Origin of the sequence: Methylacidiphilum kamchatkense Kam1 (assembly GCF_007475525.1) — a bacterium.
In the GTDB taxonomy this organism is placed as follows: domain Bacteria; phylum Verrucomicrobiota; class Verrucomicrobiia; order Methylacidiphilales; family Methylacidiphilaceae; genus Methylacidiphilum; species Methylacidiphilum kamchatkense.
Window position 1 is genome coordinate 1,729,417 of the sequence record NZ_CP037899.1, and the last position, 12,149, is coordinate 1,741,565.

Sequence of the window (12,149 nt, forward strand, 5' to 3'; positions counted from 1 at the left end):
TAGCTTTCTATTATCCACCCCAGCTTCCTTTAGCAAAGGGAAAGATGGAATCAAAAGATGAAGGAAACTTATGCGAAAGCAAAGGAAGGATCAAGAATAGGATAGTAAATTTTTCCTACTTGCATCTGCGCCCTTTATTCTTTACTTCATAGAAAATGGAAAAGCCATCGATCGATATTCAGTATGTTGCTGACCTAGCAAGAATATCGCTTAATGAGGAAGAAAAGAAAATGTTTGGCGAGCAATTTGCTTCCATTCTGAGCTATATTGAAAAGCTCAAAGAGGTAAAAATTGACGATGTGGTATTGAAAGGAGAAGAAGAAGGTTTTAAAAATAATCTTCGAGAGGATCTTCCTCAAGAAGGATTAGCCATAGAGGATGTCTTACGCAATGCTCCGCATCATGCGAATAACCTTTTTATTGTACCTAAGATAATCGAGTGAACTTATTCGAATACACAATCTCAGAACTCCGCAGGCTGCTTCGTCGCAAAGAACTCAGTCCAACCGAAGTCACCGAAGCGCTATTCTCAAGAATAGCTGAGGTGGAACCTAAGATCAATGCCTACAATTATCTAAACCATGAAAGAGCCATTGAAAGAGCAAAAACCGTCCACGTCGATCTCCCATTAGGTGGCATTCCTATTGCCATCAAAGATAATATCAACGTAAGAGCTGAACCCTGCCGGTGTGCCTCTAAAATTTTGGAAGGCTACCTTGCGCCTTATAATGCAACCGTCATCGAGAAACTCACAAAAGCGGGTGCTATCCTAGTGGGCAGAACGAACATGGACGAATTTGCCATGGGCTCTTCCACTGAAAATTCTGCTACGGGGCTAACCAAAAATCCTTGGGATTTGCAAAGGGTGCCTGGAGGTAGCAGTGGCGGTTCTGCAGCAGCCGTAGCTTCGCACGAAGCTTTTTGTGCCCTAGGAAGTGACACGGGAGGATCGATACGTCAACCCGCCTCTTTTTGCGGCTGCGTGGGACTAAAACCCACCTATGGCCGAGTCTCACGCTATGGGCTAACTGCCTTTGCTTCTAGTTTAGACCAGATTGGCCCCTTAACCAAAACGGTCGAAGACGCAGCTCTTTTACTAGAAGTAATCTCAGGCTTTGATCCGAATGATAACACTTCAGAAAAGATGCCGGTACCTCGTTTTTCTGAGCTCCTAGAGACACTCTCTCTTAAAAATATGGTTTTAGGGGTCCCTAAAGAATACTTTATTGAAGGCATAGATGGGGAAGTTCGAGAGGCTATCAATAAAGCCATCGCGCATTTTGAATCTCTTGGGGCAAAAATCGAAGAAGTTTCCCTGCCACACACACCGTATGCCGTAGCTACTTATTATATTCTGGCTACTGCTGAAGCCTCCGCTAATCTTGCGAGATTCGATGGCATCCGTTACGGGAGACGAGCAAAGCACTATGAAGACCTTCTTGATTACTATGGGAAAACACGAGATGAGGGGTTTGGCTCGGAAGTCAAAAGAAGAATTTTGCTTGGAACCTACGTGCTAAGCTCTGGCTATTACGATGCGTATTATCTGCGTGCCCTAAAAGTCAAAGAAAAGATCAAGCAGGACTTTTCGTCTGTTTTCAAAAAATGCCAAGCCCTTTTAACGCCTACCTCTCCTTTTTGTGCTTTTCGAATCGGAGAAAAATCTAACGATCCTTTGCAAATGTATCTAGCTGATATATTTACTATTGCTGTGAATCTGGCTGGGATCTGTGGACTTTCCATTCCCTGTGGTCAATCCACAGAGGGGCTACCGATTGGATTGCAAATCATTGGCCCAGCTTGGAAAGAGGAAGTTATTCTTGCCATTGGCCATCTGTATCAAAAATCTACTGGATGGAAGCCACCCATCCCGCCCTTGGGGAAAAACGTAATTGAATGAATACTCTATAGAAAGCATTTTATTTTCAAACGAATCGAAGAAAAAACTATTACGTTATGGAATACGAAGCAATCATCGGACTTGAAGTCCACGTCCAGTTAAAAACGCAGACAAAACTTTTTTGTGGCTGCCCCATAGAATATGGAGCCTTACCCAACAGCCGAGTTTGTCCTATCTGCTTGGGACTGCCCGGTGCCCTCCCTTCTCCGAATAAGCAAGCCATCATTCTTACGATCCAAACTGGGCTTATGCTTGGATCCGAAATCGCTTCCAGAGGGAAATTCGACAGAAAAAATTACTTTTATCCCGACATGCCCAAAAATTATCAGATTTCGCAATATGATCAGCCTTTATGTAAGGGTGGAGCTGTCCAGTTATATCCACTTGCTTTTCCTAAAGACGCACAAAAAGATCCCCAGGCTCAGTCCCGGAAAAAAATCAGGCTGGTAAGGATTCATCTTGAGGAAGACGTTGGAAAATCTTTCCATTTTGAAGACTATAGCGGCATTGATTTTAACCGAGCAGGAACCCCATTGATGGAAATCGTATCGGAAGCGGATATAAGAAGCCCTGAAGAAGCTTTCGCCTATCTAACAGCCCTTCGCCAAATATTGAGATACGGGAACGTGAGCGACTGTGATATGGAAAAAGGCCAGCTTCGCTGCGACGTGAACGTCAGCGTCAAGCCAATCGGAGAGGAAAAATGGGGAACCAAATGCGAGATCAAAAATCTCAATAGCATCAGTGCGGTTCGAAAGGCTTTAAAGTATGAAATCCAAAGACAAATCCATACCTTACAACTCGGGGGCGAAATATCACAGGAAACTCTGCGTTGGGATGATCTGAAAGGGCAAACCTTCCCTATGCGAACTAAAGAATATGCCCATGATTATAGATATTTTCCAGATCCAGATCTGTTGACTATACTGACTGAAGGAGAACTCATCGAGGAAGCTCAAAAACGAATCCCTGAATTACCAGAAGAAAAAAAACAAAGGCTTTCTCAAAGCTATGGCCTCACAGAGTATCAAGCCAGTGTATTGGCGGCGGATCCTCAGCTAGCTGACTATTTCGAAAAAGCAGCTGCTCAATCCGCAAATAAAGTCTCAGTAGCCAATTTTCTAATTAACGATTATCTAGCTGTAGCCTCAGAATCAGAAACAACTATTCCCATTCCACCGGAATATTTTTCGGAGCTATCCAACCTCGTCGATCAAGGCAAGCTTCACATGAAGCAAGCTAAAGAAATTGTTAAACTAATGGTTACTGAAAAGAAAAGCCCGACCCTTATCGTTCAGGAAAAAGGGTTAGGTCAAATCACCAGTCTGGATACCCTCGATGCGATCTGCCAAGAGGCCATCGAAGCAAATCCTAAAAGTGTAGCTGATTACCGCTCTGGGAAAACCGCAGCCATTAATGCCATCAAAGGCTACGTCATGAAAAAGACAAAAGGACAAGCCAATCCGCAAATTGTCCATGAGCTTTTGGAAAAGAAATTAAACGCATTAGGCTGATTGCTTAGATTAAGATTGGGTTTTTGAAAAAGATTAAGAAGATGTGTCCCTTAGCCTAACCGCGCTTTTCCTGATTCTAATTCAGAGATGACGGCAGCAAGTAACCATCCTTTTTTTTCTAATAAGGCAATAGCGGTCGATTCGTCCAATCCATAAAGATGCATTAGAATGCGGAGCGAACGATACCGCAATTTCATGCTTTTAGGTTGCAGATTGATCATCAAATTATCTTTAACCTTGCCGGTACGGATCATGGCAATCGTGCTTAACATATTCAAGACGATTTTCGTGGCTGTCCCCGCCTTCAGTCTGGTGGATCCAGCAATAATCTCAGGTCCCGTTGGCAGATCGATCGCTAAGTCAGCGAAAGGACAAGGCGGCCGAGAGGGATTGCAGCTTAATAGTAAGGTTTTAGCCCCAATTGTTTTAGCAGCTTGTAGTGCAGAAAGGACAAAAGGGGTCCTCCCACTGGCCGTTATCCCACAAACCATGTCCTTACTGCTAACCCCACGGTTCAAAACGCTCTTAAAACCCTCCGTACTACTGTCTTCTATGCCTTCCATACTGCGCCAAAGGGCATCGGCCCCACCAGCCATGATCGCTTGGACCAGTTCAGGGGAAACGTTGAATGTCGGGGGCATTTCGCTAGCATCCAAGGCGCCCAGTCTGCCGCTTGTTCCTGCACCCACATAAAAGAGCCGGCCTCCTTTTTCTAGTATCGAGCTGGTGGCGGCTGCAGCCTCAGCAATCTCGCGGCGGCATTTTTCCAAAGCCTGCTGGACAAAGGTCTCTTCAGATATAAACAGATCCACAAGTTCTGGAATCGATTTTTTCTCCAAAGCAGCAGAACGAGGATTTCTTTCTTCGGTCATAGACCGGTCTAAGGCTTCTCGCTGCGTTTTATCCGGAAGAACATTTTCCATACTCCTTTGGTAAACAGGAGCAGCGTACCCCAGGAGGCGTATGGCTCCCAAAGGTCCAGGAGTCGTGCATACGAAACACTCCGAAAAAGAAAGCAATTTTTTCAGTTGGCTTTGGAAAAGAGTAGTATAAAAAGAAGAATTTTCAAAAAGCCCTCCTACCAGAGCGATCCTTGGATTGTTTAAGCCCAACCTTCTGGCAACTATCTGCACCCTTAAGCCAAGCATAGAGGCTTCTCTATTAACTATTTCAAAGGAGCTCTCCTCTCCATTTTCTGCCATGCTCAGCACAATGGGAGCAAAAGAGGCTATAAAATCCTTTTTTCCAAAAGAAGGCAACACATAGGAAAGGAAATCATCCAGATCATTCCTACAACTATGCCTAAGGAAAGCCTGCCCCAGAGCTGAAACGTTTTTAGTAAGATCATACTCTAAATAGATTCTTTCTAGTCCTTCCCTTCCTATTCTATAACCACTTCCTGGATCCCCAAGCTGTCCCCAGCCTCCAGCCTTTTCCCATATCCCAGCCTTATAGCCGATAACATTGGAGCCCGTTCCAGCGATTACTAATATCCCTTCTTGCCCCGGTTCAAAAGCTCTCGCATAGGCTGTACGGGTATCTTCAGCGACTATGACTTTTATGGACTCAGGCCAAACCGATCTAATACTTTCCTCGAGGATTTGTTTTTCTTTTTCCGAATGGCAGCCAGCAAATCCAGCACCTATTTGCTCAATCTCGACTCGAGCTTTTTCTTTTATGGATTGGAAAAGAGAAACCAACTCTCTTGTCGTCAATAGATGTACATTGCCCACTCCCTCGCTTCCCTTGGCTACAATTTCTCCTTGCTCCTCCAGGACCATCCATCGAGTATGGGTGCCTCCACCCTCTATGCCTAACAATCTGCCCATTCTTTCTATTTTATATTGAATGGCTTCTATACTGACAATCTTTTATAGAATAGAGGAGCCCAAAAGAAGGCTTAGCGAGCAGCAGTCCCTCTTCTCTAGAAATATCTTAAATAAAAAAAAGAGAGAAAAGTTGATCGAAAAGACTTTACCGTTTAATTTTTCGATTGAAGTGAAGAAAAACAAGCCTTCTGCTTTAGACCCTTCTCTGTCGTTAAGTGAAATCAAGAAAAGACATGATGAACTGGTCAAACTCATCCAAAAATACGATCATGCCTACTACGTGGAAGCACGTCCCCTGATTTCTGATCAAGAATACGACAATCTCTATCACGAACTAGAAACCATAGAAAGACTTCATCCAGAACTCATCACTCCTGATTCTCCCACCCAAAGAATAGGAGAAAGCCCTTTAAGTGGCTTCGCGCAAGTCTCCCATCAAGTTCCCATGCTCAGTCTTGAGAACACGTACTCAAAAGAAGAACTTTTTGCCTTTTTAGAAAGGATACGCCGAGGTCTTCCAGGGAAAAAAATCAGCTTTACTGTAGAACCAAAGGTCGATGGTGTCTCCATTAGCGTAATTTATAAATATGGATTATTTAGCCTTGGAGCAACCCGAGGGAATGGGACAGTGGGGGATGATATTACCCAAAACCTAAAGACCATCCGTAGCCTTCCCTTAAGGCTTGACATGGAGGATCCTCCAGAACTTCTAGAAATTCGTGGAGAAGCTTACATGTCTCCAAAGGATTTTGAAAGACTCAATGCGGAAAGAGAGAAGGAAGGCAAGCCCCTTTTTGCTAATCCCAGAAATGCTACCGCTGGATCCCTTAAACAACTGGATCCACGGGTAGTGGCTCAGAGACCGCTTGCGGTGGTTTTCTATGGAGCAGGCCAACTAAAGGGGTTTGAATGTAAAACGCAAGTGGAATGGCTCCAGTTCCTAAAGAAAATCGGCATTCCTATTCCCGTTCGTTTTTGGCACTGTAAAGACGAAAACGAAGTCTTCGAAGCCACCTGTGCTCTACAGGATATCCGAAACGATCTTCCGTATCCAACCGATGGAGCAGCCATTAAAGTAAACGAATGGGAGTACTATCCTATTCTTGGATACACAGCAAAAGCCCCTCGATGGGCCTTCGCGTATAAGTATGGGGCAGAAAGGGCAAGAACCCGATTGAATCAGGTTATTTTTCAAGTGGGAAGAAGTGGCATTATCACCCCAGTGGCTGAAATGGAACCGGTTTTTCTTTCCGGAACAACCGTCAGCCGTGCCACACTTCACAATTTTGACCAGATAAAAAGACTCGATGTAAAGATTGGGGATTACGTGTTTGTGGAAAAAGCAGGAGAAGTCATTCCAGAGGTCGTTGGCGTGGACACGACTCAAAGGACCGGCAAAGAAAAGGAGATTGTCCCCCCTGAATATTGTCCTAGCTGTGGCGAAAAACTTTTCTGGGAAGGCATCTTTTTGCGTTGTGGTAACGAAAATTGCCCGGCTCAGCTAAAGGAAAGAATCCTCCATTTTGCCCAGCGCAACGCCCTTGACATTCAGGGGTTAGGAGAATCTCTTGTCGATCAACTGGTTGATAAAGGCTTAGTCAAAGACATCGCTGACCTCTATGATCTTGATGAAAAGACTTTAGTCAGTTTAGAGAGAATGGGGAAAAAATCAGCACAAAATTTACTGCGGTCCCTAGAAGAAAGCAAGAAAAGGGATCTTTCCAGATTGATATTCGGACTAGGAATAACACACATTGGCCAAAAAGCTTCTGAAGAACTTGCGCGGTATTTTGGGTCAATGGACCGGCTTGCTAATGCTTCTGAAGAAGAACTGCTAGCCATTCCTTTTATCGGAGAGATTATGGCTAAATCGATCGTTTCTTATTTCAGTAAACCCAAAAATAGGGAGCGATTGGAAAAATTCCGAAAACTAGGCTTCAATTTCCATTCCTTACACGCTGGATCTGCTTCTGGGCCTCTCAATGGTAAAACCTTTGTCATCACTGGAACGCTTTCTGAACCTAGAGAATCTATCATAGAGAAAATAAACTCAAAGGGTGGGAGGGTCAGCAATACGGTTTCAAGAAAAACCAATTATCTTGTTGTAGGAGCAAATCCTGGATCCAAATTGCACGAGGCAAAAAAATTAGGCATTCCCATTTTAAGCGAACAGGAACTATTCAATCTCCTAAAAGAAAATTGAATAGTCAAAATGAAAAGATGACAATGATATTCTTTGATTCTTATTTTGATTGGACCAAAAAATTCAACCGAAGATGGAGGCTTGTCCCTCTTTTTTTCTTTCTACTTTTCCTCCTTCTTTTTTTCTTTTCTTCGGCTCCTCTTTTTTCTCAAGACGATCAGAATGCAGAGACTCCAACGATTGCAAAAAAACTGGAAGGTGAAGAAGAAAGGAAAAAGCTGCTAAGAGCAGCCGATATCCTCGATCAATTAGAGCAAAATGTTGAAGCAAATTCCTTCAATATCCAAGCCATTAAAGAGGAAATACGGAAATTAAAAGAGCAAGTCAACTCTTTGGAAAAGGATATTGAAAAAATAAAAATTGCTACATCAAAAGAGCGTTTATCCCCTTCCAATCCTAAAAAAAACAATGCGATAGGCTCAGAAAAGACCCATAGAGGGGCAACGACTCAACTGGTAGAAAAAGGATACTATTATGTGGTGAAAAAAAATGACACGCTCGAGAGCATTGCCGATGCCTATCGGAAAAGTGGGGTGAATGTAACAGTAGAGGATATACGTAAATCCAATAATCTCTCCTCTCACTCTCCGCTTGAAGTTGGAAGCAAACTGTTCATTCCCAAAAAAGAAACAAAACCAGTCCAATCCGCCACTCCCTCTTCCCCCACTCCCAAAGAGGGGACCACTATCGAATAAATCTAGTCTGCTTGCAAAAAATGTCGCTTAGACAAGGCAAAGCATTTCACCTATGACTTTAAAATGCCGGGAAGAGATCCTCTCATATCGTCTTTTGAATCCATTTAGAGGCTTTACGAACGGCTTTTTTCCAATAACGAAGCTCCTTTTGTCTTTCCAAAGAAGATAGGGTCGGTACCCATTCTTTCTTTTTTTTCCACCATTGGCCTAGTTGCTCAAAATCATTAAACAGGCCTCCAGCTAAGCCGGTGATAAATGCCGCTCCCATTGCCGTTGTTTCACTATTTTCAGGAGCTAAAATTTTTCTATTCAATATATCCGCTTGGAACTGCATAAACCGTTCATTTTTTACCATACCCCCATCTACTTTCAGTTCCTGCATCTTCCTGCCGCATGCCTTTTGCATCCCCTCAAAAAGGTCTCTCACTTGAAAAGCGGTTGCCTCTAAGACTGCGCGAGCTAAATGACAGGCTTGAGTCTTTAAAGTCAAACCGAAAAAAGCGGCTCTAGCAAACGGATCCCAATAGGGAGCAAACAGTCCACAAAAAGCAGGAACAAAGTATATGCCCCCATTATCAGAGGCTTGCGAAGCCAAAATTTCTAGTTCCTGATCATCTTTCAACTTCAACAGCTGCTTCAACCAATGCACAGCTGAACCAGCAGAGGCGCTACTGCCCTCTAATGCATAACTTATGTGTCCATTGCGTAACTGGTAGCCGATTGTTGTGAGGAACCCAGAATCAGAGAAAATAGGGCGATTAGCCGTATTCACAAGCAAAAATGCTCCTGTACCATAAGTGCACTTCCCCTCTCCAAACCGCAGACAATTTTGTCCGATCAGGGCTGCTTGCTGATCTCCAATAAGCCCCGCTAGGGTGATTCCTTTCAATGCACCTACTTTGCCCTCAGATAAGATTGCATCGTTGGGAACGACTTCAGGCATCAATACAGAAGGTATAGTTAATTCTTCAAGGATTTCTTGATCCCACTGCATCGTATGGATATTAAACAGCAAGGTTCGAGAGGCATTGGTGACATCAGTCAGGTGTTTACCGCCATGAGGACCACCGGAGAATTTCCAAAGTAAAAATGAATCGATGGTACCAAAGAGCAGATCTCCAGAAGAAGCTTTTTTTCTTGCTTCTGGGATGTGCTCCAGAAGCCATAAAAGTTTCATTCCACTGAAATAAGTTGCCAGTGGGAGACCCGTTTTCCTATGGTAGCGGTAGAGGCCGGCAGGGGTTTTAGAAAATTCATTCACAAGATTTGCCGTCCGGCTGTCTTGCCAACTAATGGCATTGGCAAGGGGAGTCCCAGTTTTTTTTTCCCAAAGAACCGTTGTTTCTCTTTGATTGGTAATGCCTAGGGCCACGAGATCTGACTGGCAAAAAGATTTTGCCGCATATGCTTCTTCCACTAAGCTCAGCGTATTATGATAGATCTCAAGGGCATCCTGTTCGACCCATCCCTCCTTTGGACAATACCAGCGATGTTCTTTAAAAGAAGAAAAAACAATGTGGCCATGCGGATCGAAAAGAAAAAATTTAGTCCCTGAAGTCCCTTGATCAATCACTCCGATGAGTTTTCTCATGACGTGCCGGCGTTATTTTAAAAGCAGGGAGAAAGAAAAGCCGTAACCTTACTACCCCAAAGCAGGAATATTTATGCCAAATCTACAGAGATCATGCGTCTTTTTATCAAATTTTCTCCAATTATCCGAATTCCTTTAAGAGTTAGTAAATGATCAATCTGATCAATCATGTTCAACCGACCGCAAATAAGATGCGCTTGTCCACCGGTTGCGATCACAGGAATTTTTATCGGGCATCCAAGCTCCTCTTTGATTTTTTCAATAAGATACAGCACCATGCCTCGATAGCCGAAGACAGCCCCCACCCGCATCGCCTCCTCTGTCGATTGGGCAATAGCCCTTAAGGGCTCTTTCAATTCTACAACCGGCAATAGAGCTGTCTTTTCATGAAGATAGGATCGCATCAAATTCAAGCCAGGAGCTATAACCCCTCCGCAATAAGCCCCATTGTGATTGACAATATCAAAAGTCGTTGCCGTACCAAAATCGATGGCCACTGCTGGATAGCCGTAGAATGAAGCTAAGGCAATGGCATTAGCCAGTCTGTCCGCTCCAATTTCTTTTGGGTTTGGATAATCGATTGTAATGCCTAAGGGCAAAGATGGATCGATGGGATAGATTCTATCCAAAAAGACATTTTCAAAATACACATTGACTTTGGGGACTACGCTACACAGGATGCAGTGTTGCGTTGGAAAATTTTGAGCAATTTCTCTAAGGAGACTATAACTAAGTTGCGCCGTGGGTATTCTTCTCAGCAGGCTAATTTCAGCGTTTTGGCACAATGCAATTTTGGTTACACTATTGCCGACATCCGCAAGGATCATAGAAAGGCGCTTTTCAACTGATAAAAAATAGCCTCTTTAGCCTATTTGTTTGACCTAGGGACTACTACAAAATGAGTAATTCCCTTCGACCAAACGCGCAGGAGTACATTGCCAGAGGTTCCTTTGACAGCCTGCAAGGCTTCTTGCACTGTCCGCACCGGCCGATGCTGTACTTCTAAGATGACATCTCCAGGCTGCAGCGAATTTCTCCCAGGTCTGGCAGCCGGAGATTCTGGATCTACCGATACAATAACGACTCCCTGGACATCAGGCGGAATTTCAAATTGCTGTCGAATCATTCTATTTAAATCTGCGATCTCTACCCCTGGTAAAAATGTTGAATTTTCTTCTTGTTGTTTGGGAGCGTTTGCAGAAACATCTTCTGGAGTTCTTTCTTTGAGTACGGCTTGTATAATCTTCTCTTTGCCATCCCGCCAAATTTTCAAGGTAGCCTTAGTTCCTGGAGGGGTTTGGGATACAGCCAATCTCAAGGATCTTGGATCGGTGACTTTTTGTCCATTATATTCTAGAATCACATCTCCAGCCTTCATTCCCGCTTGATCGGCAGGAGTCCCCGGACTGACCTGCTCTACCAATGCTCCCGTTGCTTCTGGTAATTTAAAAGCTTGAGCAAGATCAGGAGTTACTTCCGAGATCGTCACCCCAAGAAATCCTCGAATCACTCGACCATTCTTTAAAATCTGATCCATTACGTATCGGGCCATGTTCGAAGGAACAGCAAAACCAATTCCCAAGTTCCCAACGCGGCCTGGACTAACAATAGCCGTATTGATCCCCACAAGCCTTCCTTGAATATCTACCAAAGCTCCACCAGAATTCCCTGGGTTGATGGCAGCATCGGTTTGAATAAAATCTTCGTATTCTTCAATCCCAATGTCTTTCCTGCCTTTCCCGCTCACAATCCCCATGGTAACCGTTTGAGTTAGTGCAAAAGGATTGCCAATTGCCAGGACAATATCCCCCACTTCCACCAAATCACTGTCGGTAAACACAATGGAGGGCAAACCGGAAGCTTCTATTTTTACCAGAGCAATATCAGTCAAAGGATCCTTTCCAATGATCTTGCCAGCAAATTCTTTTTTCTGCTCCCCAACTAAAACCTTTATTTCTTCAGCCACATCCACTACATGATTATTAGTAACGATATAGCCCTCTGGAGAAACAATCACCCCAGAACCCAAGCCCGTTTGTTTTCTTGGCTTTGGCATAGGGAAAATTCTTGGATTATTTTGATCTTCCCCGCCATCAGGAGGACCAAAAAACCTTCTGAAAAATGGATCATTAAAAAAGGGGAATATCCATCCCTCAGGAGCTTTGACTTTTTGTGTGGTGAAAATCTCCACAACACTCGGCGCCACTTTTTTCACAATGGGAGCAAAGCTTGAAATTAAGCCTGCATTTTGCCTTTGAATAGGTGTATTATCCGTCTGGAGTTGAAAAGGGATTGGTTTTGTTTCCTTATTCTGAGAAAACCAATTCAAGGATTTAGCCGAATCGCTCAGAAAGAAAACAAACACAAAGCTAAAAAGGAAAATAAAAAAAGGATGAAATTTCTTGGACTGATTCATA

At 43.7% G+C, this 12,149-nt stretch carries 9 protein-coding genes; 5 read left to right on the forward strand and 4 right to left on the reverse strand.

The features are described 5' to 3' along the window. Window positions 1–155 precede the first annotated feature (155 nt). Genes gatC through gatB form a run of 3 tightly spaced genes read left to right on the forward strand, consistent with a single transcriptional unit; the run spans window position 156 to window position 3,414 of the window. On the forward strand, window positions 156–443 hold the full coding sequence (gene gatC / locus kam1_RS08010; RefSeq protein WP_039721023.1) for an Asp-tRNA(Asn)/Glu-tRNA(Gln) amidotransferase subunit GatC: 288 nt from the start codon (window positions 156–158) through the stop codon (window positions 441–443). Beyond that, the gene (gene gatA, locus kam1_RS08015) at window positions 440–1,900 is read left to right on the forward strand and encodes an Asp-tRNA(Asn)/Glu-tRNA(Gln) amidotransferase subunit GatA (RefSeq protein ID WP_039721022.1); all 1,461 of its coding nucleotides are present in this window, start codon (window positions 440–442) and stop codon (window positions 1,898–1,900) included. Before gatC ends, gatA begins: the two co-directional genes overlap by 4 nt. A 56-nt stretch (window positions 1,901–1,956) precedes the next feature. After that, a complete protein-coding gene (gatB, locus tag kam1_RS08020) occupies window positions 1,957–3,414 on the forward strand; it encodes an Asp-tRNA(Asn)/Glu-tRNA(Gln) amidotransferase subunit GatB (protein WP_143958368.1) in 1,458 nt (485 codons plus the stop codon). A gap of 50 nt (window positions 3,415–3,464) precedes the next feature. On the opposite strand, the gene kam1_RS08025 is transcribed toward gatB, so the two are convergent. Beyond that, on the reverse strand, window positions 3,465–5,243 hold the full coding sequence (locus kam1_RS08025; RefSeq protein WP_143958369.1) for an N-acetylmuramic acid 6-phosphate etherase: 1,779 nt from the start codon (window positions 5,241–5,243) through the stop codon (window positions 3,465–3,467). Between the two features lie 130 nt (window positions 5,244–5,373). Between kam1_RS08025 and ligA the strand changes: the two genes are divergently transcribed. Continuing rightward, entirely contained in the window at window positions 5,374–7,446 is a 2,073-nt protein-coding gene (gene ligA / locus kam1_RS08030) for an NAD-dependent DNA ligase LigA (RefSeq protein WP_052250445.1), read from the forward strand. Between the two features lie 17 nt (window positions 7,447–7,463). Further along, a complete protein-coding gene (locus tag kam1_RS08035; RefSeq protein ID WP_244946027.1) occupies window positions 7,464–8,141 on the forward strand; it encodes a LysM peptidoglycan-binding domain-containing protein in 678 nt (225 codons plus the stop codon). 82 nt (window positions 8,142–8,223) lie between these two features. Here kam1_RS08035 and glpK read toward each other — a convergent pair whose 3' ends face one another. The 3 genes from glpK to kam1_RS08050 form a co-directional block, all read right to left on the reverse strand. Further along, window positions 8,224–9,732 (reverse strand): glycerol kinase GlpK, encoded by a 1,509-nt coding sequence (glpK, locus tag kam1_RS08040; protein WP_039721020.1) that lies wholly within the window; start codon window positions 9,730–9,732, stop codon window positions 8,224–8,226. A 71-nt stretch (window positions 9,733–9,803) separates the two neighbouring features. Beyond that, window positions 9,804–10,559 (reverse strand): type III pantothenate kinase, encoded by a 756-nt coding sequence (locus tag kam1_RS08045; protein WP_039721019.1) that lies wholly within the window; start codon window positions 10,557–10,559, stop codon window positions 9,804–9,806. A 41-nt stretch (window positions 10,560–10,600) separates the two neighbouring features. Beyond that, complete coding sequence (locus kam1_RS08050; RefSeq protein ID WP_039721018.1) at window positions 10,601–12,148, reverse strand: DegQ family serine endoprotease; 1,548 nt, start codon at window positions 12,146–12,148, stop codon at window positions 10,601–10,603. Window position 12,149 lies beyond the last annotated feature (1 nt).

Bases quoted from the DNA above. Each gene is read 5' to 3' on its own strand.
- glpK (WP_039721020.1), bottom strand. From the start codon at position 9,732: ATGAGAAAACTCATCGGAGTGATTGATCAAGGGACTTCAGGGACTAAA.
- kam1_RS08045 (WP_039721019.1), bottom strand. From the start codon at position 10,559: ATGATCCTTGCGGATGTCGGCAATAGTGTAACCAAAATTGCATTGTGC.
- kam1_RS08050 (WP_039721018.1), bottom strand. From the start codon at position 12,148: ATGAATCAGTCCAAGAAATTTCATCCTTTTTTTATTTTCCTTTTTAGC.
- gatB (WP_143958368.1), top strand. From the start codon at position 1,957: ATGGAATACGAAGCAATCATCGGACTTGAAGTCCACGTCCAGTTAAAA.
- kam1_RS08025 (WP_143958369.1), bottom strand. From the start codon at position 5,243: ATGGGCAGATTGTTAGGCATAGAGGGTGGAGGCACCCATACTCGATGG.
- gatC (WP_039721023.1), top strand. From the start codon at position 156: ATGGAAAAGCCATCGATCGATATTCAGTATGTTGCTGACCTAGCAAGA.
- kam1_RS08035 (WP_244946027.1), top strand. From the start codon at position 7,464: ATGACAATGATATTCTTTGATTCTTATTTTGATTGGACCAAAAAATTC.